General features: G+C 66.9%; 24 protein-coding genes and 1 riboswitch. Of the genes, 12 read left to right on the top strand and 12 right to left on the bottom strand.

The features are described from left to right. Positions 1-10: 10 nt before the first annotated feature. From TBD_RS12735 to dksA, 5 genes are all read right to left on the bottom strand, one after another. A complete protein-coding gene (locus TBD_RS12735; RefSeq protein WP_011313049.1) occupies positions 11-1,345 on the bottom strand; it encodes a TonB-dependent receptor in 1,335 nt (444 codons plus the stop codon). A 66-nt stretch (positions 1,346-1,411) separates the two neighbouring features. Next, positions 1,412-1,702, bottom strand: a complete 291-nt coding sequence (locus tag TBD_RS12730; RefSeq protein WP_041433263.1) for a hypothetical protein — start codon at positions 1,700-1,702, stop codon at positions 1,412-1,414. Positions 1,703-1,712: 10 nt separating this feature from the next. Continuing rightward, positions 1,713-1,949, bottom strand: a complete 237-nt coding sequence (gene yidD, locus TBD_RS12725; RefSeq protein ID WP_011313047.1) for a membrane protein insertion efficiency factor YidD — start codon at positions 1,947-1,949, stop codon at positions 1,713-1,715. Further along, entirely contained in the window at positions 1,946-2,995 is a 1,050-nt protein-coding gene (locus TBD_RS12720; RefSeq protein ID WP_011313046.1) for a CobW family GTP-binding protein, read from the bottom strand. Before TBD_RS12720 ends, yidD begins: the two co-directional genes overlap by 4 nt. A gap of 69 nt (positions 2,996-3,064) precedes the next feature. Further along, positions 3,065-3,484 carry an RNA polymerase-binding protein DksA gene (gene dksA / locus TBD_RS12715; RefSeq protein ID WP_011313045.1) on the bottom strand — a complete coding sequence of 140 codons (420 nt, stop codon included), beginning with the start codon at positions 3,482-3,484 and terminating at the stop codon, positions 3,065-3,067. Between the two features lie 160 nt (positions 3,485-3,644). Between dksA and TBD_RS12710 the strand changes: the two genes are divergently transcribed. Genes TBD_RS12710 through TBD_RS12695 form a run of 4 tightly spaced genes read left to right on the top strand, consistent with a single transcriptional unit; the run spans position 3,645 to position 9,181 of the window. Further along, on the top strand, positions 3,645-4,724 hold the full coding sequence (locus TBD_RS12710) for an efflux RND transporter periplasmic adaptor subunit (RefSeq protein WP_011313044.1): 1,080 nt from the start codon (positions 3,645-3,647) through the stop codon (positions 4,722-4,724). Further along, positions 4,721-7,789 carry an efflux RND transporter permease subunit gene (locus tag TBD_RS12705; protein WP_011313043.1) on the top strand — a complete coding sequence of 1,023 codons (3,069 nt, stop codon included), beginning with the start codon at positions 4,721-4,723 and terminating at the stop codon, positions 7,787-7,789. Before TBD_RS12710 ends, TBD_RS12705 begins: the two co-directional genes overlap by 4 nt. Before the next feature lie 31 nt (positions 7,790-7,820). Continuing rightward, complete coding sequence (locus tag TBD_RS12700) at positions 7,821-8,375, top strand: hypothetical protein (protein WP_011313042.1); 555 nt, start codon at positions 7,821-7,823, stop codon at positions 8,373-8,375. Further along, positions 8,372-9,181, top strand: coding sequence for a polyphosphate kinase 2 family protein (locus TBD_RS12695; RefSeq protein ID WP_011313041.1), 810 nt, complete (start codon positions 8,372-8,374; stop codon positions 9,179-9,181). Before TBD_RS12700 ends, TBD_RS12695 begins: the two co-directional genes overlap by 4 nt. Positions 9,182-9,250: 69 nt before the next feature. Here TBD_RS12695 and xerC read toward each other — a convergent pair whose 3' ends face one another. The 7 genes from xerC to TBD_RS12660 are packed head-to-tail and all read right to left on the bottom strand — an operon-like array spanning position 9,251 to position 14,346. Then, on the bottom strand, positions 9,251-10,135 hold the full coding sequence (gene xerC / locus TBD_RS12690) for a tyrosine recombinase XerC (protein WP_011313040.1): 885 nt from the start codon (positions 10,133-10,135) through the stop codon (positions 9,251-9,253). Then, the gene (locus tag TBD_RS12685) at positions 10,132-10,803 is read right to left on the bottom strand and encodes a DUF484 family protein (protein WP_011313039.1); all 672 of its coding nucleotides are present in this window, start codon (positions 10,801-10,803) and stop codon (positions 10,132-10,134) included. The genes xerC and TBD_RS12685 overlap by 4 nt, the downstream gene beginning before the upstream one ends. Then, the gene (dapF, locus tag TBD_RS12680) at positions 10,800-11,666 is read right to left on the bottom strand and encodes a diaminopimelate epimerase (protein ID WP_011313038.1); all 867 of its coding nucleotides are present in this window, start codon (positions 11,664-11,666) and stop codon (positions 10,800-10,802) included. Before dapF ends, TBD_RS12685 begins: the two co-directional genes overlap by 4 nt. Then, complete coding sequence (locus TBD_RS12675; RefSeq protein WP_011313037.1) at positions 11,663-12,082, bottom strand: CoA-binding protein; 420 nt, start codon at positions 12,080-12,082, stop codon at positions 11,663-11,665. Before TBD_RS12675 ends, dapF begins: the two co-directional genes overlap by 4 nt. Beyond that, positions 12,079-12,582, bottom strand: coding sequence for a GNAT family N-acetyltransferase (locus tag TBD_RS12670; RefSeq protein ID WP_011313036.1), 504 nt, complete (start codon positions 12,580-12,582; stop codon positions 12,079-12,081). The genes TBD_RS12675 and TBD_RS12670 overlap by 4 nt, the downstream gene beginning before the upstream one ends. Next, positions 12,575-13,486: a lipid A biosynthesis acyltransferase gene (locus TBD_RS12665; protein ID WP_011313035.1), complete on the bottom strand. Its 912-nt coding sequence runs from the start codon at positions 13,484-13,486 to the stop codon at positions 12,575-12,577. Before TBD_RS12665 ends, TBD_RS12670 begins: the two co-directional genes overlap by 8 nt. Next, positions 13,483-14,346 (bottom strand): lysophospholipid acyltransferase family protein, encoded by an 864-nt coding sequence (locus tag TBD_RS12660; protein WP_011313034.1) that lies wholly within the window; start codon positions 14,344-14,346, stop codon positions 13,483-13,485. Before TBD_RS12660 ends, TBD_RS12665 begins: the two co-directional genes overlap by 4 nt. Before the next feature lie 234 nt (positions 14,347-14,580). Between TBD_RS12660 and metK the strand changes: the two genes are divergently transcribed. The 8 genes from metK to lpoB all read left to right on the top strand — a co-directional run bounded on the left by metK (position 14,581) and on the right by lpoB (position 22,708). Continuing rightward, positions 14,581-15,747 carry a methionine adenosyltransferase gene (gene metK, locus TBD_RS12655; protein WP_011313033.1) on the top strand — a complete coding sequence of 389 codons (1,167 nt, stop codon included), beginning with the start codon at positions 14,581-14,583 and terminating at the stop codon, positions 15,745-15,747. A 3-nt stretch (positions 15,748-15,750) separates the two neighbouring features. After that, positions 15,751-16,824: a calcium/sodium antiporter gene (locus tag TBD_RS12650; protein WP_011313032.1), complete on the top strand. Its 1,074-nt coding sequence runs from the start codon at positions 15,751-15,753 to the stop codon at positions 16,822-16,824. 48 nt (positions 16,825-16,872) lie between these two features. Then, positions 16,873-16,943, top strand: a riboswitch (S-adenosyl-L-homocysteine riboswitch). Positions 16,944-16,970: 27 nt separating this feature from the next. Beyond that, on the top strand, positions 16,971-18,407 hold the full coding sequence (ahcY, locus tag TBD_RS12645; RefSeq protein WP_041432771.1) for an adenosylhomocysteinase: 1,437 nt from the start codon (positions 16,971-16,973) through the stop codon (positions 18,405-18,407). A 22-nt stretch (positions 18,408-18,429) separates the two neighbouring features. Beyond that, a complete protein-coding gene (locus TBD_RS12640) occupies positions 18,430-18,777 on the top strand; it encodes a phage holin family protein (protein ID WP_011313030.1) in 348 nt (115 codons plus the stop codon). Between the two features lie 3 nt (positions 18,778-18,780). Then, complete coding sequence (gene metF / locus TBD_RS12635) at positions 18,781-19,611, top strand: methylenetetrahydrofolate reductase [NAD(P)H] (protein WP_011313029.1); 831 nt, start codon at positions 18,781-18,783, stop codon at positions 19,609-19,611. A 504-nt stretch (positions 19,612-20,115) separates the two neighbouring features. Next, positions 20,116-21,645, top strand: a complete 1,530-nt coding sequence (locus TBD_RS12630; protein WP_011313028.1) for a COG3014 family protein — start codon at positions 20,116-20,118, stop codon at positions 21,643-21,645. Between the two features lie 10 nt (positions 21,646-21,655). After that, positions 21,656-22,066 (top strand): YcfL family protein, encoded by a 411-nt coding sequence (locus TBD_RS12625; protein ID WP_011313027.1) that lies wholly within the window; start codon positions 21,656-21,658, stop codon positions 22,064-22,066. 27 nt (positions 22,067-22,093) lie between these two features. Beyond that, a complete protein-coding gene (gene lpoB / locus TBD_RS12620) occupies positions 22,094-22,708 on the top strand; it encodes a penicillin-binding protein activator LpoB (RefSeq protein WP_011313026.1) in 615 nt (204 codons plus the stop codon). The last annotated feature ends 33 nt before the right edge of the window (positions 22,709-22,741 follow it).

Genomic DNA, 22,741 nt, shown 5'->3' with positions numbered 1-22,741 from the left:
GGCGGTCTCCTCAGAATTTGTGAGCGCCGTGCGCGCCCAGACTGTGGATGTATTGCACGAACCACTGGTTCTCGCTTACCTCGGCCATCGACTGGTCCTTCGAGTATTGCAGCCGCAGACGGGAAAACTCCGACGGTGCGTAATCGAGCATCAGCGAGTGGCGGGTCGGCTTGTAGTCGCTTTTTGCGAGGCTGAGCGGATTCGCGCCGAAATCGACCGAACCCGGGTCGAGCCGGTCGTAGCGGTAGCCGGTGCGCCACCGCGGCATGAACTGGTAGACGCCCTGCGCGTAGAAGCCGGACTGGCGCGCGCGGTACGCGTCGTCGGTGCCGGCCGTGCATGAGCTGACGCCGTCGAAGCCGCACAACTCGCCGCTCTCCTCGCGGCGGAAGTACTCGGCCGCGAACTTGAAGTTGCGTTCGCGCGCGTTGCCCTCGGGCGCCCACTTCCAGACGAAGTCCGCGAGCCAGGTCTTGCTCGTGCCGGAGAACAGGGTCTCGATTTCGACGTCGTCCACGTCGTCGAGTTCGCCTTCGCGCGCGCTCGCCCTGGCGTGCAGATAGGATAGACCGGCGCGCCAGCTGTGCGAGACGCCGAGATCGCCGCCGAGGTGGCCGAACAGCGTGTAGCTGCCGGCGCCGTTCCGGTTGCGGTCGGTGCCCGGGAAGTTGGCGCCGCGTCCGGCCTCGGCGCCGAACTCCATGTACAGCTCGGTCGGCGCGACCCATTTCAGCTGCAGGCCGTCGTTGCCGTAAGCCTCGCCGAACAGCGCGCGATACATCAGGCTGTTGTCGGCGAAGTCCCAGGCGTGCGGGTGCTGCTCGTTCTGGTAGCCGAGGCCGGAAAGGAAGCGGCCGCCCTTGATCGACAAGCCCTCGCCGAGGCTCGTCGTCTGGAACCAGGCCTCCTCGATGTCGACTTCGTCGTCCTGCAGGGCGAGGTTGAAATAGCCGCGGAAATACGGGTCGATGCTGGCCGACATCACGAGTTCGGTGTGGTCGAGCGAAAAGCCGCGCGCGGTCTCGTGCGCGTGTCCGGCCGGCAGGAAGCCGCTGATGGCGCGATGCTCGATATCGTCGAGCTGGGCATAGCGGCCCTGCAGGATCAGCGAGATATCCGGGTTGAGCTTCGGCGCGGCAGGTGCGTCGGCTTGCGCGGTGTCGACGGCAGGCGCGGGAGCAGGCGCGGCGTCGGCGGCCTCGAGGCGGGCTTCGAGGGCGCGCAGGCGCGCCTCGTAGCTTGCTTTCAATTCCTTCAGTTCGGCACGCAAGGCGTCGACCTCGCTGTCGGCGTGGGCCGGAAAGGCGGCCGCGAGCGCGGCCGCCACAAGGGCGGGACGTAACATGTTTGAACTCCGTCAAAAAAGGGAAACGGTCGACGCGCCTCGCGGGAGGGTCGACAGATTGCGATTTCAGACGGTGGGGGGCGGGGCGCGGGCCTGGGGGCGCGCGTGGAAGTCCGGGGTCGGGGCCGCGGAAATCGGCGTTGTCGCGAGGTGGACGGCGGCGGCGCCCGGCAGGCAGAGCGGCGCGGGCGGGGGCGCGCTGCCGAGGTTGGCCTGCGCGACGCAGACTTCGCATACGCGGTCGGGAACGCCGCCTTCGGATTTGTGCAGGTGACCGATCGCGTGCGCGAACGCGCTCGCCTGGCCCAGCAGCAGGCTCAGCGTGAACAGCCAGGAAATCAGGTGGCGGCGCGACATGGCCGCCATTTTACTTGCGCGGGTCGACCGGCGGTACCGGATCGTAGCCGTGACTGCAGCCCGGACGGCAGCGGCCGATGCGCTTCGCGGCGAGCCAGCTGCCCTTGAGCGCGCCGTGCTTTTCGATCGCCTCCTTGCCGTACTCCGAGCAGGTCGGCAGGTAGCGGCACTGCCGACCCAGCCAGGGCGAGAGCGCGAGCTGGTAGACGCGGATCGCGCCGACGAGGCATTTCTGCGCCAAGTTCACGGCGTCGCAGGGTCCGGAATCCGGGCGGCACCGGAGAAATCGGCCAACAGCTTGGCGACGAACTGCGGTTCGAGATCGCGCACGATGAAGACGAAGCGGCTGCGGCGGTCGTCGTCGGGCCAGGCGTCGAGCTGGACTTCCGGATAGAGCACGTGCTGGACGCCGTGGAGCACGACCGGCAGCGCTTCGCCCTTGAGGTTCACGATCGCCTTGAAGCGGAGCAGATTCTCGGCGCGAAATGCGGTCAGCATCGACAGCGCCGACTGCAGGCCGTAGCGATCGAGCGGCGTGTCGATCAGCACCGAAAACGCCTCGATCCGACTGTCGTGCAGTGCCGTCCGCGGCTTGCCGCCGAGTCGCCCGGCGACGGCCTGCCGGTAGCGCTCGGGCTTCAGCCAGCGTGCGACTTCGAGCGTTCGCGTCGCGGCGTTCCACAAGCCGAGGTTCTGGATCGCCGCCGGATCGAGCGCGCCGTGCGTCACCGTCAGGATGTCGGCCGCCGGGTTGAGCGCCGCCAGCCTTTCGCGGAGCGCGGCGGTCGTCGCGGCCGGCGCGAGGTCGGTTTTGGTCAGCAGCAGCCGGTCGGCGACCGCGACCTGCTTGACCGCCTCGGCGTGTTCGTCGAGCTGGCCCATGCCGACCAGCGCGTCGACCGTGGCGACGACGCCGTCGAGGCGAAAGCGCGCGCGCACCCAGTTGTCGTGCAGCAGGTTGTCGAGCACCGGCACCGGGTCGGCGATGCCGGTCGTCTCGATGACGACCCGCTCGAAGGCCGGGATGTCGCCGCGGTCGCGCGCCATCCAGAGATTCTTCAGCGTCGGCGACAGGCTGCCCGAGATCGTGCAGCAGACGCAGCCGCCGGATAGCAGGGCCAGCGGCCCCTCCATCTCCTGCAGCAGTTGGTGGTCGAGTGCGACTTCGCCGAACTCGTTCATCAGGATCGCCGTGCGCGGCAGCTGGCGCACGATCTGGTTGAGCACCGTGGTCTTGCCGCTGCCGAGGAAACCGGTGAGCAGGGTGACGGGAATGGGTTCTGGCGGGATCACGGCGGAAGCGGATGTCGGCGGGGCGGCCGAGCGCCGGCCTGAACGGCGCCCGGACGAGAGGGGCGCGCGTCAGGCGTGCAGCTTTTCCTTGCGTTCGTGCCGCTCCTGCGCTTCGATCGAGTACTCGGCGGTCGGCCGGGCGAGCAGGCGCGGCAGCCCGATCGGATCGCCGGTCTCAAGGCACCAGCCGTATTCGCCGGTTTCGATGCGGGTGAGCGCGCTGTTGATCTTTTTCAGCAGCTTGCGTTCGCGGTCGCGCACGCGCTGCTCGAGCATGTGCTCTTCCTCGACCGTCGCGCGGTCGTTGGGGTCGGCGAAATTCTCGTTTTCCTTGAGGTGCTCGCCGGTGTCGGCGGCGTTGCTCAGCATCTCGTCACGCAGGGCTTCGAGCCGCTCGCGGAAGAATGCCAGTTGCGCGGCGTTCATGTAGGCGGACGCAGGCATCTTCAGCAGGGCGGCTTCAGTGAGGGGCTTCGACGAACTGGGCATGGGACAACTCCGTACGGATATAAAGGTTAAAGCAGGGCCAAATAGGGATCCGGCCGACAACCGGAAGCCGGTTGCCACGCGATGCGTCCCGCATCATAACCCCGCCTCGGCGGCCCGGAACATCCCCGCGAAATCCGGGTGGATCGGCGATAATCGCCCGATGAAAGCTTTTCTCCCCCTGTTTGCCGCCCTGCTCGCACTCGGGGGCTGTGGCGGCGACGAGTCGGCGGCGTCACGGGTCGCCGACGTCCGCACGGTGCGCGCCGAACGCGCCGGACTCGCCGCCGAGGCACCGGTCGTGCGCTACGCCGGCACCGTCCACGCACGCTACGAGACCGACCTCGCATTCCGCGTCGGCGGCCGGGTGCAAAGCCGCACGGCCGAGATCGGCTCGCGGGTCCGGGCGGGCGAGGTGCTCGCGACGCTCGACCCGCGGGACTACGCGCTCGACACGGCCGCGGCGCGTGCCCAGCTCGCCGCCGCCGAAGCCGAAGCGAAGCTCGCGCGGGCCGACATCGAGCGCTTCCGCGCCTTGCGGGCGCAGAATTTCATTTCCCAGGCCGAGCTCGATCGCCGCGAAGCGCTCGCCGACGCTGCGCGGGCGCGGGTGCAGGCGCTGCGCGCCGAGGCGTCGCGGCTCGGCAACCAGCAGGCCTATACCCGGCTCACCGCGCCGCACGCCGGCGTGATCACGGCGATCTCGTTCGAGACCGGCCAGGTCGTCGAGGCGGGGCAGCCGCTCGCGCAGCTCGCCCGCAGCGGCGAACTCGAAGTCCGCGTCGACGTCCCCGAGAACGGGCTCGACGCCTTGCGTACGGCGCGCACGCTCGACGTGCGCCTGTGGTCGGTGCCGGGCAAGGTCTACCGGGGTCGCCTGCGCGAACTTGCACCGATGGCCGATGCGGCGACGCGGACCTACCGCGCGCGCATCAGCCTCGCCGAACCGGACGCCGCGGTGCGCCTCGGCATGACCGCGACGGTCGACGTCCTCGGCAGCGCCTCGCCTGCGCTCACGGTCCCGCAAAGCGCGCTGTTCCGGGTCAATGGCCGCCCCCAGCTCTGGGTCGTCGACCCCGCGACGCGCAAGGTCGCCACGCGCAGCGTGGAACTCGGTGAACTGAAGGCGGACCGTGCCGAGATCCGCGCGGGCCTCGCTGCGGGCGAGTGGGTCGTGACCGCGGGCGTGCACAAGCTCGCGCCCGGGCAGGAGGTGCGCCTGGTCGAGTCGGCGCGTTCATGAGCCCGGCGCCGCGCTTCGTGCCGGGCGCCGGCAACCTGTCGCGTTGGGCGATCGAACACCCCGCGCTGGTCCGGTTCTTCGTCGTGCTGATCCTGCTGCTCGGGGTGCGGTCGTATTTCCAGCTCGGCCAGGCCGAGGACCCGCCGTTCACCTTCAAGACCATGCTGATCCAGGCCGAATGGCCCGGCGCGAGCGCGCAGGAGGTCTCGGAGCAGCTGACCGAGCGCATCGAGAAGAAGCTGCAGGAGATGCCCGAACTCGATTACGTGCAGAGCTACGCCAAGCCGGGCGAAACGGCGCTCTTCGTCAATCTCAAGGAAACCGTGCGCGGGCGCGACGTCGCCGACGCCTGGTACCAGGTCCGCAAGAAGATCGGCGACCTCGCGCCGCAACTGCCCGCTGGCGTGCGCGGCACCTTCTTCAACGACGAATTCGGCGACACCTTCGGCTCGATCTACGCCTTCACCGGCGACGGCTTCAGCCGCGCCGAGCTGCGGCGGGCCGCCGAAGACGCGCAGCGCGAAGTGCGCCGCCTGCCCAATGTCGGCAAAGTCGAGCTGTTCGGCGTCGTTCCGGAGAAGATCTACGTCGACATTCCGACGCAGAAGCTCGCGACGCTGGGGCTGACGCTCGAACAGATCAGCACGGCCATCGAGGCGCAGAACGGCATCGTCGCGAACGGCCGCGTCGAGAACGACAGGTTGTCGATTCCGCTACGTCTGTCGGGGTCGTATTCCGACGTCGAGCGGGTGCGCGAAACCGTGCTGCGCGCGGGCGCGCAAAGCCTGCGCCTGGGCGACATCGCCGAGGTGAAGCGGCGCTACGAGGATCCGCCCGCGAACGAAATCCGCTCGCAGGGCGAGCCGGCGGTGCTGCTCGGGGTGTCGCTGGCCGACGGCGGCGACGTGCTCGCGCTCGGCCGCGACGTCGGCGCGGCGATCGCCGCACTGCAGAAAAACCTGCCGCTCGGCCTCGAGATCCGCAAGATCCACGACCAGCCGCAGATCGTCGAGAGCGCGGTCGGCCTCTTCATGAAGGCCTTCGCCGAGGCGGTCGCGATCGTGCTGGCGGTGACCTTCCTCGCGCTGAAATGGCGCGCGGGGCTCGTCGTCGCGCTTTCGATCCCGGTCGTGCTCGCGATCACCTTTACCGCGATGTGGTTCTTCAACATCGACCTGCATCGTATTTCGACCGGCGCGTTGATCATCGCGCTCGGCCTTCTGGTCGACGACGCGATCATCGCGGTCGAGATGATGGCGCACAAGCTCGAGGCGGGCTGGAGCCGCTTCGAGGCGGCGACCTATGCCTTCCAGTCGACCGCGTTCCCGATGCTGACCGGGACCCTGCTCACGGCGACGGCTTTCCTGCCGATCGCGCTCGCCAAGTCGGTCGTCGGAGAATATACCTTCGCGATTTTCGCCGTCACGACGATCGCGCTACTGTCGTCCTGGCTCGTCGCCGTGGTCGTCACCCCTTACTTCGGCCATGCCCTGCTGAAGCCGACGCACCATGTCGAAGATGAGGCCGATGCCTACCGCACACCCTTCTACCGGCGCTTCCGCGCCGCGGTCGGCTGGTGCGTCACGCGGCGCTGGACCGTGATCGGGCTCACGCTGGTCGCCTTGGTCGTCGGCGTCGCGGCGATGCAGCGTGTCGAGAAGCAATTCTTCCCGGCCTCCGACCGGCTCGAGATCCTGGTCGAGATGTGGCTGCCGGAAGGGGCGTCCTACGACGCGACGCACGCGGCCGCGGTGCGGCTCGAAACGCTGTTGCGTTCCGACAAGGACGTCGCCCACGTGCTCAACTACATCGGCCAGGGCGCCCCGCGCTTCGTGCTCGGTCTCGACCAGCGCCTCGCCAACCGCAACTTCGCCCAGCTTGTCGTGATCGCGCAGGACGTCGAAGCGCGCGAGCGCGTCATCACGCGCATCCGGGGCCTTTTCGAAAGCGATTTCCCGAACGTGCGCGGCCGCGCGGTGCGCTTCGAATACGGACCGCCGTCGGGCTATCCGGTGCAGTACCGGCTCTCGGGCAGCGACATCCCGCGGCTGAAGGCGGAGGCCGAAAAGCTGCGCCGCATCCTCGTCGCGCAGCCGCAGACGACGGCCGTGAACCTCGACTGGAATGAACAGGCGCTCGCGGTGAAGGTCGAGCTCGACCAGGACAAGCTCAAGGCCCTCGGCCTCAGCTCCAACGCGGTCGGCCGGCTCGTCGCGCTGCAGCTGTCGGGGTTCGTCGCGACCCAGTTCCGCGAGGACGATTTATTGATCGACGTCGTGCTGCGCGCGCCGCGCGCCGAGCATCGCGACGTCGACGCGCTGCGCGCGATCCCGGTCGGCCGCTTCGACGGCCGCAGCGTGACGCTCGGCCAGGTCGCGACCTTCGAGCCCGGCTTCGAGGACGGCGTGATCTGGCGACGCGACCGGCTGCCGACGATCTCGGTGCGCGGCGATCCGATCGGAACGGTCCAGCCGGCGACAATCATCGATTCGATCGCGCCACAGGTCGCCGCCTTCAAGGCGCAGCTGCCGCCCGGTTTCCGGCTCGAGGTCGGCGGCCCGGTCGAGAGCAGCGCCAAGGCGAACGCCGCGATCGGCGCGTCGTGGCCCTTGATCGTGATCACGACGCTGACGCTGCTGATGCTGCAGCTCGGCAGCTTTTCGCGCTCGCTGCTGGTCGTGCTGACCGCGCCGCTCGGGCTGATCGGCGTGGCCATCGCGCTGCTCGTGAGCGGCCGGCCGATGGGCTTCGTCGCGCTGCTCGGCATCATCTCGCTCGCCGGCATGATCATGCGCAACTCGGTCATCCTCGTCGACCAGATCCGCCAGGACCTCGCGCGCGGTCTGTCGCAGTGGGACGCGATCGTCGAATCGACGGTGCGGCGCATGCGCCCGATCAGCCTGACCGCGGCGGCCGCCGTACTGGCTATGATTCCCTTGTCGCGATCGATTTTCTGGGGGCCGATGGCCGTGGCCGTGATGGGCGGGCTGATCGCGGCGACGCTTTTGACCCTGTTTTTCCTGCCCGCCCTCTATGCCGCATGGTTCCGCGTGAAGCGGGCGTAGCCGCGAACCCGGGAACGAACGGAGGAAGCCTATGAGACTCGTGGCCCTGCTGGGACTGGTCGTGCTCGGCGCTTGCGTGCCGCTGCAGTCCGGCGACCCGGCGTCGCCGTATTACGCCTGGTCGACGGGCTGGAGCGTGCGGCTCGAGCGGCCATTGACGATCCCCGCCGGGGAAGCGACCGTGCGCCTGCAGTACGGACGCATCGTCCCGCGCAACAGCGTTCAGGAACACGACCCGTTCTGCATCGTCGAGCTCGAGACCGTGAGCGAGGCCGCGCAGACGCTGCAGCCCGGGCGCTTCGAGGTACGGCGCGTCACGCGCAGCGTCGACCCGGTCAGCGCGGCGGTGGCGACGCCCTGGGTACGCACGCGGCTGATCGAGGACGATGGCGATCCGAGCTTTCTCTACTTCGTCACCGCGTTTCGCCTGCGCGACCCGGCCCAGCCCGCGCTGCGGGGGATGCGCTGCGCGTGGAACCAGATGGCGCCCGGCAACCGCCATCTGATGCGCCACCTCACGCTCGCGGAGATCCGCGGCGCGCTCGGGGGGTGGATGACGCTCCTACCGCCCGGAGAACGCGCATGAAGCCGCGCGACACGCGAGTCAAGCCGGGCAGCCGTGTCAGCCTCGCCGACTGGCATACCGACGGCGACGCGTTCGTCGGCAAGGACAAGGCGGCATCGATGGCGCGCCTCGACGACGACCGGGTGCGGCTCGAGGAATTGCAGGAGCTTCTGTATGCCGAAGGCAAGCATCGCTTGCTCGTCGTGCTGCAGGCGATGGACACGGCCGGCAAGGATTCGACGATACGTCACGTGTTCCGCGGCGTCGATCCGCTTGGCGTCCGGGTGGCGAATTTCGGCGTGCCGAGCACGCACGAGCTCAGGCACGACTATCTCTGGCGCGTGCATCCCCACGTTCCCGCTTCCGGCGAGATCGCCATCTTCAACCGCTCCCACTACGAGGACGTGCTCGTGCCGCGCGTCAACGGCGCGATCGGCCACGCCGAGTGCGAGCGCCGCTACCGTCAGATCAACGACTTCGAACGCATGCTGAGCGAAACGGGCACGACGATCCGCAAGTTCTACCTGCACATTTCAAAGGACGAGCAGAAGAAGCGCCTCGAAGCGCGGCGCGACACGCCGAAAAAGCGCTGGAAGTTCCAGCCCGGCGACCTCGCCGTGCGCGCGCAGTGGGACGATTACCGGGCGGCCTACGACGCTCTGCTGTCCGCGACGAGCACGCGCCACGCCCCCTGGCACGTGGTCCCCGCCGACGACAAGCTCGCGCGCAACCTGATCGTCTCGGCGCTGCTGATCGAGGCCCTGGAGGGCCTCGACATGCGGTATCCCGAACCGGTCGCCGGCGTTGCCGGGACACCGATCATCTGATTCGACCGGGCTCCGCTCGGCCGCCCGTCTCGCTGCCGTCGCGGGGCGCGGGCGCTCGAGTCGGCTTCCTCAGTCCTTCTTGCGCGCGCGCGGATGCGCCTGGTCGTAGGCCTTGGCGAGGTGCTGCCAGTCGAGATGGGTATAGACCTGGGTCGTGCTGATGCTCGCGTGGCCGAGCATTTCCTGCACCGCGCGCAGATCGCCCGAGGACTGCAGGACGTGCGTGGCGAACGCGTGGCGGAGCATGTGCGGATGGACGTGCTGGCCGAGGCCCGACGCGCGCGCCCAACGCGCGAGCCGCAATTGCACGTTGCGCGGGGTGAGGCGCGCCCCGCGCTGGCCGACGAAAAGCGCCTCGGTCGGCGTGCGCACGAGCGTGAGCCGCAACGGTAGCCAGGCGGTGATCGCCGCGACCGCCTGCCGGCCGACCGGGACCAGCCGTGTCTTCTTGCCCTTGCCGGTCACGCGGGCCTCGCCGCTCGCGAGGTCGAGGTCGGGCAGATCGATGCCGACGAGTTCGGACAGGCGCAGGCCGGACGAATAAAACAGTTCGAACATCGCCCGGTCGCGCGTCGCGAGCAGATCCTCGTCGCCGTCGGGTGCGTCGAGAAGCCGCGCGCAGGCGTCCGGCGAAAGAATGTCCGGCAGCGCGCGCGACGCCTTCGGCGGACGCAGGCCGGCGCAAGGGTTGTCGGGGTAGCCGAGCCGCCGGCACGCGAAGGCGTAAAAGCCGCGCCAGCTCGACAGTTGACGCGCGACGCTCGCCGCGGCCAGGCCGCCGGCACGCAGCTTCACGATGGCGCCGCGAATGTCGTGGCTCGTCAGCGTGTCGAGTGGCTTGCCGTCGGTCAGCCGGGCGAGGTTTTCGAGGTCGCGCGCGTAGGCGGAAAGCGTGTGGGCAGACAGCCGCCTTTCGGCGGCGAGGTGTTGCAGATAGGGTGCGAAAGGATTCAATCCTGCATCCGCACCAGCGCGGCGCCGAGCATCTGTCCGAGTCGTTCGAGATAGAGCGTGCCCATGCCCGGGTAGAAGCGGCGCGCTTCCTCGGAGGCGAGCACCAGCAGGCCGATCGGCGCGACCGTCGCGGCCGGGCGCAGCGGAATGAAGGCGAAGGTGCGCAGGTGCGGTGCGATCTCGCCGAACCACGCGCCGGCTTCGTCGATCGTCAAGGGGCCGCAGGCCGGCTGCGCGAGCGTCGTGACCGCGTCGCGCAGGTCCGGCGACACGGGCTCGCTGAGCGTCGGCGCCTCGGCCTCGAGGTTCCAGACGCGCAGGGCGTGGTGCGGCACGGCAAAGCCTTCGCGCAGGTGGAGCGCGAGTGCCGCGACGACCTCCTGCGGCGTGCGCGCGGCGAGCAGGGCGAGCGTCAGCGCGTGCAGCTTCTCGGAGATGCCGTCGTTCTCCTCGCCGAACTGGATCAGTTCGGCGAGCTTGTTTTCCAGCATGCGCACCTTGTCGCGCATCGCGATCAGCTGCCGTTCGCTCATCGACACCGCGTGCGTGCCATGCGGATGCGGGATGTGGATGTCGGCGAGTAACGTCGGGAAGTCGTTGAAGAAATTCGGATGCCGCGTCAGGTAATCGGCAATCTGCTCGGGCTGCATGTCGCTGATGGCATTCATGTGAGTTCCAGTTCTCCTTCGAATACGGTTTCGGCCGGCCCGGTCATCAGCACCGGCGCGCCTGCGCCGGCCCATTCGATGACGAGGTCGCCGCCGCGGGTGTGGACGCTGACCGGGCTCGCGAGCGCGCCCTGGCGGATGCCGCTGACCGCGGCGGCGCAGGCGCCCGTGCCGCACGCCAGCGTTTCGCCGGCGCCGCGCTCGAAGACGCGCAGGCGAATGTCGTGCGGCGTGAGCACCTGCATGAACCCGGCGTTGACACGTTGCGGAAAGCGGCTGTGCGATTCGATCACCGCGCCGAGAATGTCGACGGGCGCGCTGTCGAGGTCGTTGACGCGGAGCACGGCATGGGGATTGCCCATCGACACCACGGCGATGTCGAGGCGATGCTGGCCGATCTTGAGCGGGTAGGTCAGGGCTTCGGCTTCGGCGACGAAGGGGACCTCCGCTGGGGCGAAGCGCGGCGCACCCATGTCGACCGTGACGCGGCCGTCGGCGAGCAGGCGCGGCTCGATCACGCCCGACGCGGTTTCGACGCGGATCGCGGTCTTGTCGGTAAGGCCGTGGTCGTGCACGAAGCGGACGAAGCAGCGCGCGCCGTTGCCGCATTGCTCGACCTCGCCGCCATCGGCGTTGAAGATGCGGTAGCGGAAATCGACGTCGGGCCGCGTCGGTTTTTCGACCACGAGGATCTGGTCGCAGCCGACGCCGAAATGGCGGTCGGCGATGCGCCGGCAGCGTTCGGGCGTGAGCGTGACGGTCTGGTTGACGCCGTCGAACACGACGAAATCGTTGCCAAGGCCGTGCATCTTGGTGAAGCGCAGCCGCGTGCGCGCGTCGGGGGTTCGGTCCTGGCTGTTCATGCGGTTCTGAGCCTGATGTATTCCTTGAGAAGGCAGCGGTCCATCACCACGGTCATGCCGGCCGCGCGCCCGGTTTCGGCGGCCTCGACGTGGACGATGCCTTCCTGTATCCAAATTGCGGGCAAGTGTAGCGCCAGGCATTGCTCGACGATAGCCGGCACATGTTCGGCCGCGCGAAAGACGTTGACGAGGTCGACCTTGAACGGAATGTCGTCGAGGCGCGCGTAGGCCTTCTCGCCCAACACCTGCTCGACGGCCGGGCGCACCGGCACGATGCGAAAGCCGTAGCCCTGCATGGCCTGCGCGACGCGGAAGCTCGGGCGCGCAGGCTGCGGCGAAAGGCCGACCACGGCGATCGTCTTGATGTCATCGAGCAGGCGCCGCAGCGTGTCGTCATCTGGGTTTTCGAAGCTCACAACGCCTTCTCCAGTATGTAGTCGTCCATCACGAAACCCTGTCCGATGTCGAACACGCGTGCCTCGACGATGCGGAAGCCGTATTTTTCGTAGGCCCGGATCGCCTGCGCGTTGCCGCGGTTGACCTGCAGCCACAGCCGAGTTGCCTGCTGCGTGCGCGCCCAGGCGACCACCGTATCCATAAGCGCGGCGCCGATGCCGCTGCGCTGCCGCGTCGGGTCGACGTAGAGCTTGTCGAGTTTGCAGTCGGGCGGCGTCGCCTGCGCGTGGGCGAAGGCGACCACGCGGCCGTCCTGGCGCGCGACCCACCAGGCGTCGCGCGGGCTTTCGAGCTGCTCGCGAACGCTTGGCGCCGCGTAGCGTGCGGCGAGCATGGTGTCGATCTGCGCCTGCGAGATCAGGGCCGGATAGGTCGCCTGCCACACCGTGCGCGCCAGCGATTGCACGGCGTCGACGTCCGCCTCGGCCAGGCGCGAAACCTCGAACGGCGTCTTACTCATAGACGCTTCGCTCGCCTGCGGGCCGGGTCTTGAAGCGGCGATGCAGCCACAGGTACTGCGCCGGCATCTCGCGGACGCGGGCTTCGATGAAGGCATTCATGCGCGCGACGTCGACGTCGAGGTCGCCGCTCGGATAGTCGTCCCAGGGCGGGTAGAAATGCACGGCGTAGCCGCGTCCCCACGGCAGTTGCCGGGTCACGACCGGGACGACTTGTGCGTTCGTCAGCCTGGCGAGCCGCGGCAAGGCCGAGACGGTCGCCGCGGGCACGCCGAAGAAGGGGACGAACACTGCGTTGTGACGGCCGTGGTCCTGGTCGGGCAGGTAATAGAACGGGCGCCCGGACTTGATCGCATTGAGCGTCGACTTCAAGCCCTCGTGGCGCGCGATCAGCACGATGTCGGAAAAGCGCGTGCGCCCGCGGCGGATGAATCTGTCACTGACCGGGTCCTTGGCGGGCGCGTATATCGACGCCATCGCGTGATCGAGCGTCAGCCGCACGCCGCCCATGTCGAGGCCGACGAAATGCGGCGCGAGCCAGATCACCGGACGCTTGCCGTCGCCGCGCGCGGCTTCGGGATTGTCGATGCGCACTACGCGGCGCAGCCGCGCCTCCGATCCCCACCACAGCACGCCGTATTCGAGCGCCGCCCGCATCGACGCCTGGAAGGTCTGGCGCAGCCAGCGCCGGCGCGTCGCCTCGGCGACGTCGGGAAAACACAGCGCAAGATTGGTCGCGACGACGCGCTTGCGTTTGCCCGGCCGCATCGCGAGCAGCCAGCCGAGACCGTTGCCCAGCGCGGCCAGCAGCGGCAGAGGCAGCCAGTGCAGCAGCCACAGCAGGCCGACGCCGAGCCAGACGCCGAAAAGCGAGGGATGAAGGAGCTGCGCGCGCGATTGCTTCACGTCGTTGCGTCCGGAGGCGGGGCCCCGCCGGGGCGCTTGTAGCGGTTGTAGCTCCACATGTACTGCGCCGGAAAGCGCCGCACGAAGGCTTCGACGCCCTGGTTGATCCGCAAGGCCGCTGCGGTCTTGTCATCGGGCAGCGTGTCGCCGACCGGGGTCACGTGCAGGCGGTAGCCGCGGCCCCAGCTCAGGCGCTCCGCCGCGACGAAGAACGCTGCCGCGCCGGTCTTGCGCTGCAGGCTGGCGACGAGTGTCGGCGTGTAGGCCGGGCGGCCGAAGAAGGGCGCCCATACCCCGTCGCCGCCGGTCGCGACCTGGTCGGGCAGGATGCCGATCGCCTCGTGGCGCTTGAGTGCCGCGAGCAGCGCGCGCACGCCGGAAAGGTCAGTCGGCACGAGCGTCGCCTGGCCGCGCTGGCGGCCCATGAGCATGAGCCTGGCGAGCATTGGCTGGCGCGGCGGCTTGTACATCGCGGTGAACGGATGACGTGCCGCGTAATAGAGGTTGATGATCTCGAAGCAGCCGAGGTGCGGCGCGATCAGGATCACGCCACGGCCGGCCGCGAGCGCGGCGTCGATGTGTTCCCAGTCGCGCGTGTCCCGCACCAATCTGAGCACCCCCTCGTGGGGACGCAGCCACACCGGCAGCAACTCGACCACGGCCTTGCCCGATTCGCCGATCGTTTGCCGCAGCAGGCGGCGGCACTCCGTACCGGGTCGACACAGCCCGCTGGCGGACAGGTTGTCGCGCATGCGCTGCGCGTGGCGCCCGGGCGCCAGATAGACGAGCCAGCCGAACAGAATGCCGAAGCTATGCAGCAGCGGCAGCGGCACGCGGGCGATCAGCTTCAGCAACAGCATCACGCCGCGATGCGACGCGACACGGGCTTGCGTCCCGAGGGGGGCAAGCCGCCGTTGTGGATCGAAGTCCTGTCCTGGGAATTGACTCTGGAGGAAGCACCGCGGCACAATGCGGCAGCCGCCGCGTTAACGTTGACAACTTGCGGGCGGGATACAAATACAGCTAAAGCGTCACCGCTCAGTGTGTCCCCGGAGCCGGTTACGCAGTCGCTAACCGGGACAACAGGAGCGGTCATGCAGAAGGATTTCATTTTTACGTCTGAGTCGGTGTCTGAAGGGCATCCCGACAAGATGGCGGATCAAGTGTCGGACGCGGTTCTCGACGCGATTCTAACCCAGGACAAACACGCGCGCGTCGCCTGCGAGACGCTGCTGACGACCGGTCTGTGCGTGATCGCGGGCGAGATCACGACGACCGCGGTCATCGACTACAACCAGATCGCGCGGCAGACGATCAAGCGCATCGGCTACGACTCGTCCGATATCGGCTTCGACTACAACACCTGCTCGGTGCTCGTCACCGTCGGCAAGCAATCGCCCGACATCGCGCAGGGCGTCGACCGCGCCCATGACGACTACCTCGACCAGGGCGCGGGCGACCAGGGCCTGATGTTCGGCTATGCCTGCAACGAGACGCCGGTGCTGATGCCGATGCCGATCCACCTCGCCCACCGCCTGACCGAGCGCCAGTCCGAGCTGCGCAAGGACGGCCGCCTGCCATGGCTGCGCCCCGACGCGAAGTCGCAGGTGTCGATCCGCTACGTGGACGGCAAGCCGCACTCGATCGACACCGTCGTGCTCTCGACCCAGCATGATCCCGAGGTGTCGCACGCCCAGCTCTCCGAAGCCGTGATCGAGGAAATCATCAAGCCCGTGCTGCCGAAGGACATGCTCTCCGCCGACACCCGTTACCTCGTCAACCCGACCGGCCGCTTCGTCGTTGGCGGCCCGATGGGCGACGCCGGCCTCACCGGCCGCAAGATCATCGTCGACACCTACGGCGGTGCATCGCCGCACGGGGGCGGCGCCTTCTCGGGCAAGGACCCGTCCAAGGTCGACCGCTCCGCCGCCTATGCCGGGCGCTACGTCGCGAAGAACATCGTCGCCGCGGGCCTTGCCGACAAGTGCATGGTCCAGGTCAGCTACGCGATCGGGGTCGCCAAGCCCACTTCGCTCATGGTCGACACCTTCGGCACCGGCAAGATCCCGGAAGCCAAGATCGTCGAACTGATCCAGGCCCATTTCGACCTGCGCCCCAAGGGCATCGTCAACATGCTCGACCTCCTGCGCCCGATCTACACGCGCACGGCGAGCTACGGCCACTTCGGCCGCGACGAGCCGGAATTCACCTGGGAGGTCACCGACAAGGCGGCCGAACTCAAGGCGGCTGCGGGGCTGTAAGACATGCTGATGCAGGTGCTGATGTTCCTGCTCGGTCTGGTGGCGCTGATCGCCGGCGCCGAAGCACTCGTGCGCGGCGCCTCGCGGCTCGCAGTGTCGTGGGGCATTTCGCCTCTCGTCGTGGGACTCACCGTGGTCGCGTTCGGCACCAGCGCGCCCGAAATGGCGGTGTCGGTCGGCGCCGCGCTCTCGGGTTCCGCCAGCCTCGCGATCGGCAACGTCGTCGGCAGCAATATCGCCAACGTGCTGCTGATCCTCGGCCTGTCGGCACTGATCGCGCCGCTCGTGGTGCATGAACAGATCATCCGGCAGGAGATTCCGATCATGATCGGCGCCTCGCTCATCGTCGTGGCGATGGCGCTCGACGGCGCGATCGGCCGCGTCGAGTCGGCCCTGCTGTTCGTGCTGGTCGTCGCCTACACGGTGTTTCTCGTCGTTCAGTCGCGCCGCGCCTCGCAGTCGGCTTCGGACGAGTTCGCCGGCGAAATCCCGCGCAGCCGGTGGGACCGCCATTGGAGCGTGCAGGTCGCGATGGTGCTCGTCGGCCTAGGCTTGCTCGTGCTCGGGGCGAACTGGCTCGTTGACGCAGCCGTCGCGTTCGCGCGAGTAATGGGTGTGAGCGACCTCGTGATCGGCCTCACGGTCGTGGCCGTCGGCACCTCGATGCCCGAAATCGCCACCTCCCTGATCGCGGCCTGGCGTGGCCAGCGCGACATCGCGGTCGGCAACGTGGTCGGCAGCAACATCTTCAACCTGCTGGCCGTCCTCGGCGCCGCGGGCGTCCTGTCGGGGAGCGGTCTCGGCGTGCCCGATGCCGCGCGCAACTTCGATCTCTGGGTGATGCTCGCGGTCGCCTTCGCGTGCCTGCCCATCCTGCTCACGGGCCGGGAAATCGCGCGCTGGGAAGGCGCGGTGTTCATCGCTTACTACGCGGCTTACGTCGGGTATCTCGTTCTCGCCGCGCAGCAGCACGACGTCCTGCCGGAGTATTCGAGCATCATGCTGAGCTACGTGATGCCGCTTACGGTGGTGACCTTGGTGGTCAGCTTTGTGCGAAGGCGGCCTGCAGCGGACTAGAGGATTCGCATTCGGCATTTGGCGCCGACGGGAGTAGAATGCCGCCTCGGTTCCGAGGAGCGCTGCGACGGTTCACCCGCCAGGCTCGGGACGCTTCCTTTCAACGGCGCTCACGTTTTCTTTTTCTGCACAGAAAGGAGGGCGTGATGAACGCCGCACTCAATCCCACTTCCGATTTCGTCGTCGCCGACCTGGCGCTGGCCGACTGGGGCCGCAAGGAAATCCGCATCGCCGAAACCGAGATGCCCGGCCTCATGGCGATTCGCGACGAATTCGCGAAGAGCCAGCCCTTGAAGGGCGCGCGCATCACCGGTTCGCTGCACATGACGATCCAGACTGCGGTGCTGATCGAGACGCTGACCGCGCTCGGTGCACAGGTGCGCTGGGCCTCGTGCAACATTTTCTCGACCCAGGACCACGCCGCCGCGGCGATCGCGGCCGAGGGTATTCCGGTGTTCGCGGTCAAGGGCGAGTCGCTGAAGGACTACTGGGACTACACCCACCGCATCTTCGAGTGGGCCGACGGCGGCTACTCCAACATGATCCTCGACGACGGCGGCGACGCGACACTGCTGCTGCACCTGGGCGCGCGCGCCGAGAAGGACATCGCGGTGATCGGCAACCCGACGAGCGAAGAAGAGCAGGTGCTCTACGCCGCGATCAAGGCCAAGCTCGCGACCGATCCGACCTGGTATTCGGTGCGCCTCGCACAGGTGAAGGGCGTGACCGAGGAAACGACGACCGGGGTGCACCGCCTCTACCAGATGCATGCCAGGGGCGAACTGAAGTTCCCGGCGATCAATGTCAACGACTCGGTGACGAAATCCAAGTTCGACAATCTCTACGGCTGCCGCGAGTCGCTCGTCGACGGCATCAAGCGTGCGACCGACGTGATGGTCGCCGGCAAGATCGCCGTGGTCGCGGGCTACGGCGACGTCGGCAAGGGCTCGGCGCAGGCGCTGCGCGCGCTCTCTGCGCAGGTGTGGGTGACCGAGATCGACCCGATCTGCGCGCTGCAGGCTGCGATGGAAGGCTACCGCGTCGTGACGATGGAATACGCTGCGGACAAGGCCGACATCTTCGTCACCGCGACCGGCAACTATCACGTCATCACGCACGACCACATGGCGAAGATGAAGGATCAGACGATCGTCTGCAACATCGGCCATTTCGACAACGAGATCGACGTCGCGTCGGTCGAGAAGTATCAGTGGGAGGAGATCAAGCCGCAGGTCGACCACGTGATTTTTCCCCCGTCCGCGGACAAGCCTGACGGCAAGCGCATCATCCTGCTCGCCAAGGGGCGTCTCGTGAATCTCGGCTGCGCCACGGGCCACCCGTCCTATGTCATGAGTTCGTCGTTCGCCAACCAGACGATCGCGCAGATCGAACTCTGGCAGGAGCGCGATTCGGGCAAGTATCCGGTCGGTGTCTACACCCTGCCCAAGCACCTCGACGAGAAGGTCGCGCGCCTGCAGTTGAAGAAACTCAACGCCCAGTTGACCGAGCTGACCGAGCAGCAGGCGTCGTACATCGGCGTGCCAAAAGAGGGGCCGTACAAGGCCGATCACTACCGCTACTGATCGCTGACCCGGGGAGCCGACGATGCGCCTGCTACTGCTGTGGATACTGAACGCCGTCGCGCTGCTCGCGGTCGCCTGGCTCTTGCCGGGGATCGTGCTCGCAGGTTTCGGCTCGGCCCTGCTCGCGGCGCTCGGCCTCGGCTTCATCAACACGCTGGTGCGGCCGGTGCTGACGCTCCTGACGCTGCCGATCACGCTGCTGACGCTCGGCATTTTTTATCTCGTGCTGAACGGCCTGCTGTTCTGGCTGGCCGGTGCGCTGCTTCCGGGATTCCACGTGCAGGGATTCGGCGCCGCGCTTCTCGGCGCGCTTCTCTACGGCGTGATCGCCTGGCTGTTGTCGGCCCTCATTCCCAATTCCAAAGGTTGAAGCATGACCGAACGTACCTTCAGCTTCGAGTTCTTTCCGCCCAAGACTGCGGAAGGCGTCGAGAAGCTGCGCGCGACGCGTAAACAGCTCGCGCAACTCCATCCGAAATTCTTTTCGGTGACCTTCGGCGCAGGCGGGTCGACGCGCGACCGCACGCTGGAGACCGTGCGCGAGATCCAGGCCGACGGCAGCGAGGCCGCGCCTCATCTGTCGTGCATCGGTTCCACCGCGGACAACCTGCGCGACATCCTCGGCGAATACAAGAACCAAGGTATCCGCCACCTCGTCGCTTTGCGCGGCGACCTGCCCTCGGGCACCTTCGACGCCGGCGAATTCAATTACGCGAACGAACTCGTCGCATTCATCCGCAAGGAGACGGGCGACTGGTTCGAGATCGAGGTCGCGGCCTATCCTGAGGTCCATCCCCAGGCGCGCTCCTACGGCGAAGACCTCGCCAACTTCAAGCGCAAGGTCGACGCCGGCGCCAACGCCGCGATCACGCAGTATTTCTTCAACGCCGACGCGTATTTCCGTTTCGTCGACGACGCGCGCGCGCTCGGTGTCTCGATCCCGATCGTTCCGGGCATCATGCCGATCGGCAACTACGTCCAACTCGCGCGCTTTTCCGACGCCTGCGGCGCGGAGATTCCGCGCTGGCTGCGCAAGAAGCTCGAAAGCTACGGCGACGACCTGACCTCGATCCGCGCATTCGGCCTCGACGTCGTCACCGACCTGTGCGACCGTCTGCTTGCCGGCGGCGCACCGGGACTGCACTTCTACACGATGAATCAGGCCGGGCCGAGCACGACGATCTGGCAGCGGCTCGGGCTTTGAGGCAGGGGCGCTGACTTAGGCCCGCCCTAGGTCCCGCGCGTTTCACCCACGGCACACATCGCCACGCGAGCCCCGCGGCGCCATTTCAGGTACCGGACGCGCGGTCATGTGCCACGCGTGGCCGTGCGGTCCCGTGCCGGGCCGCCGTCGTGTTTTCTCCGAGCCGCAAAATCTCTCCCTACTTCCAGATAATCCGCGGGCCCGTCGCGCCACCGCCGTCGGCGCGCAGCCCAACACTGCCGCCGGCATCGTTCTTGCTGCCTCATGCCTCGCGGCGGGGAAGGTATCAACGAGCGACCGGTCGACAGATTTCACTTGCCGATCCCTCACTTGCCCATCTGCCGTGATAACCGCAGCGACTTACGCTGCCTGCATGTCTTGCGCGGGCATCGAGCGATCCGCAGACGGATCGTGATGCGATGGATTGGACATTCCGGCGCTTGTGTCGGAATTTCGCCGGTCGGGCATGAGAGCCTCACGCGAAGGCCAAAAGAAAGGGAGAAAATGAATAAGCTGGTCCGTTTCGTGGCCACGACGATCGTCGTGCCGCTCACGCTCGTCGGCTGTGCCGGCACCATGCGCAGTTATGACGGAGAACTGCAACAGACCGTCAGTCTCGTCGGCGCAGGTAACACGACGCAGGCCCTGCAACAGTTGGAAAAGAACAATCCGTCGAAAGACAAGGATCTTCTCTACTACTTCGAGAAGGGACAGCTCTTGCGCCTGGACGGCCGCTTCGCGGAGAGCCGCGATGCATGGTTCGCTGCCGACGAGAAAATCCAGGCTTGGGAAGAAGCGGTCAAGACCGATCCGGCCAAGTTTCTCGGCAATGTTGGCAGCGTCGTCGTCAACGACAAGGGCCGGTTGTACGAGGGAGCCGACTACGAAAAAGTCCTCTTGACCACGATGCTTGCCCTGGATCATATCAACCTCGGCGACTGGGCCAACGCACGCACCGAGATCAAAAAGACGCACGAACGCGAGGCCGTAATTTCCGAACTGCGCGCCAAGCAATTCGAAAAAGAGGCCGAGGAAGCGAAGAAGCGCAATGTCACGACGACCATCAAGGATCTCAAGGGCTATCCGGTCGAGACCCTCGATGATCCCGACGTCGTCGCGCTGAAGAATGCCTACCAGAGCGCAATCAGCCACTACCTGGCCGGTTTCATCTACGAGGCGCTCGGTGAGGCAAGCCTGGCTGCGCCGGGCTATCGCACCGCGATCGAACTGCGTCCGAATATACCGCTGCTGGAAGACGGCCTGAAGAATCTCGACCGTCGGCGACGGCCCACGCCCGGCCTGACCGACACCCTGTTCGTTGTTGAAAGCGGTTTTGCGCCGGCAAAAAAATCGATTTCTATCCCTATTCCAGTTCCTTTGGGGGGCCCCATTGGACTGACGCCGATTTCCTTCCCGATCATCCAGTCGGATACGAGCGGCGCGGTACCGGCGACGCTGACCATCGACGACGGCAAGCGCGCGTTGCCGCTCGCGCTTGTCACCAACGTCGACGCGCTGGCGCGGCGGCAACTGCGGGATGAGATGCCCGGCATCATTCTGCGTGGAACGGTTCGCGCGGTCGCGAAGACCGCAGCGCAGAAGGTCGCGTACGACCGGGGCGGGCTCATGGCAGGGTTGCTGGTCACGATCGCCACCGTTGCGACGGAAAGCGCAGACGAGCGCGTTTGGCGCACCCTACCGAGCCATATATCCCTCGGGCGCGCGATGTTGCCTGTGGGCGAGCACACCTTGACCGTCCCGACCAAGCAGGGAGAGCAACAAATACGCTTCGTCGTCGCCGGCAAGCACGCCGTCGTGCCCGTGCGCGTCGTAGGCGGCAATGTCTATGTGGCCCAGACCCGCTACAGCCCAGAACAACTGGCGGCGTGGACTGCCCCGGAAGCGAAACCCTCGACTCGTGCCGGAACCAGGATGGGTTACGGTACGGCCAATGGCAGGTCCAAGAAAGCGAAGAAGAACTCCGCACCTGCGGTCAAGTCCGCAACGCCGATCAAAGTCGCCAAACCATCTTAAGGAGACCGCAATGACCCTACGTAAACCCTTGGGCGGAGCTCTCGCCGCCCTCAGTCTCTGGTCGGCTGCCGTCTCGGTTACGCCGGCCGCTGCCGATACCATCGCCTCCAAGATCGAGGCTCAGGGCGAGATGACCTACCTCAAGGTCGCCGGTTTGCGTCAGGCTGTGCGCAATGAGCTGTTGACGATCCAAGCAGAGGTCGCCAATGACAATGAGGGCCAACAAACCCTGTATTACCGCTTCCGCTGGCTCGACGCCGACGGTTTCAGCGTGTGGGACGACGAAGCCTGGAAGCCGCTGCTCTTTCACGGCAAGGGCCGGCAGGTGATCCAGGCGGTCGCGCCGACACCGCGAGCGACCGATTTCCGTCTCGTCGTGCAGAGCCCTGAAAACAGCACTGCGCCCGCTTCCACTTGGTAAACCGCAAACAAAGAAAGGAATTCTGTAATGCCCTTATCCCTCTCCTCATCGCTTGCCAGGGTGTCGTTCGTCTTGGGCGTCGTCGCGCTTCTCGGTGGTTGTGCCTCGACCGGCAGTCCGGTCGTCGGCGGCAACGTGCAGTATGGCGACTCCAAGGCCGTGGAAACCGTGACCAACGAGTTCGGCTCGACCGACCTGCAGACGATCGCGGAATCCATGACCCGCTCGCTGTTGCAGTCACAGGTGATTGCGCGCGGCGGGCGGCCGCTCGTCACGGTCGCGGACGTGAAGAACAAGACCAGCGAATACATTGACACCCGCTCGGTTACCGATTCGATTCGTGCGCAATTACTCAAAAGCGGCGCCGTGCGTTTTGCCGTGGATCACGACGCGATGCAGGCACAGACGGACGAGCTGATCCGGCAAAATCAAACGGGCCTGTATAAAAAGAGTGCCACCAAGAAAATCGGCCGGATGCAAGGTGCGGATTATCGGCTCGAGGGCAACATCACCTCGATCGTGAAACGTTCCAGCAGCGTGAAGGACGTGTATTACAAATTCAGTCTTGTCCTCGTCGACATCGAATCCGGCGTCCTCGAATGGGCAGACGAGAAGGAAATCCGCAAGACGTCCGTGCGCTAATTTGGCGCGCCTCTATAAATCCATACAGGGAGA

This window comes from Thiobacillus denitrificans ATCC 25259, assembly GCF_000012745.1.
Lineage (GTDB): Bacteria > Pseudomonadota > Gammaproteobacteria > Burkholderiales > Thiobacillaceae > Thiobacillus > Thiobacillus denitrificans_B.
The sequence above is the reverse complement of the archived record's forward strand: the minus strand, read 5'-3'. Positions and strand labels throughout refer to the sequence as shown.

Excerpts from the sequence above, each read along its gene's own strand:
- TBD_RS12640 (WP_011313030.1), top strand. The coding sequence starts at position 18,430 with ATGCGCCTGCTACTGCTGTGGATACTGAACGCCGTCGCGCTGCTCGCG.
- TBD_RS12695 (WP_011313041.1), top strand. The coding sequence starts at position 8,372 with ATGAAGCCGCGCGACACGCGAGTCAAGCCGGGCAGCCGTGTCAGCCTC.
- TBD_RS12700 (WP_011313042.1), top strand. The coding sequence starts at position 7,821 with ATGAGACTCGTGGCCCTGCTGGGACTGGTCGTGCTCGGCGCTTGCGTG.
- metK (WP_011313033.1), top strand. The coding sequence starts at position 14,581 with ATGCAGAAGGATTTCATTTTTACGTCTGAGTCGGTGTCTGAAGGGCAT.
- lpoB (WP_011313026.1), top strand. The coding sequence starts at position 22,094 with ATGCCCTTATCCCTCTCCTCATCGCTTGCCAGGGTGTCGTTCGTCTTG.
- TBD_RS12650 (WP_011313032.1), top strand. The coding sequence starts at position 15,751 with ATGCTGATGCAGGTGCTGATGTTCCTGCTCGGTCTGGTGGCGCTGATC.
- ahcY (WP_041432771.1), top strand. The coding sequence starts at position 16,971 with ATGAACGCCGCACTCAATCCCACTTCCGATTTCGTCGTCGCCGACCTG.
- TBD_RS12730 (WP_041433263.1), bottom strand. The coding sequence starts at position 1,702 with ATGTCGCGCCGCCACCTGATTTCCTGGCTGTTCACGCTGAGCCTGCTG.
- metF (WP_011313029.1), top strand. The coding sequence starts at position 18,781 with ATGACCGAACGTACCTTCAGCTTCGAGTTCTTTCCGCCCAAGACTGCG.
- TBD_RS12705 (WP_011313043.1), top strand. The coding sequence starts at position 4,721 with ATGAGCCCGGCGCCGCGCTTCGTGCCGGGCGCCGGCAACCTGTCGCGT.
- dapF (WP_011313038.1), bottom strand. The coding sequence starts at position 11,666 with ATGAACAGCCAGGACCGAACCCCCGACGCGCGCACGCGGCTGCGCTTC.
- TBD_RS12710 (WP_011313044.1), top strand. The coding sequence starts at position 3,645 with ATGAAAGCTTTTCTCCCCCTGTTTGCCGCCCTGCTCGCACTCGGGGGC.
- TBD_RS12735 (WP_011313049.1), bottom strand. The coding sequence starts at position 1,345 with ATGTTACGTCCCGCCCTTGTGGCGGCCGCGCTCGCGGCCGCCTTTCCG.
- TBD_RS12660 (WP_011313034.1), bottom strand. The coding sequence starts at position 14,346 with ATGCTGTTGCTGAAGCTGATCGCCCGCGTGCCGCTGCCGCTGCTGCAT.
- TBD_RS12630 (WP_011313028.1), top strand. The coding sequence starts at position 20,116 with ATGAATAAGCTGGTCCGTTTCGTGGCCACGACGATCGTCGTGCCGCTC.
- TBD_RS12670 (WP_011313036.1), bottom strand. The coding sequence starts at position 12,582 with ATGAGTAAGACGCCGTTCGAGGTTTCGCGCCTGGCCGAGGCGGACGTC.
- TBD_RS12685 (WP_011313039.1), bottom strand. The coding sequence starts at position 10,803 with ATGAATGCCATCAGCGACATGCAGCCCGAGCAGATTGCCGATTACCTG.
- dksA (WP_011313045.1), bottom strand. The coding sequence starts at position 3,484 with ATGCCCAGTTCGTCGAAGCCCCTCACTGAAGCCGCCCTGCTGAAGATG.
- TBD_RS12625 (WP_011313027.1), top strand. The coding sequence starts at position 21,656 with ATGACCCTACGTAAACCCTTGGGCGGAGCTCTCGCCGCCCTCAGTCTC.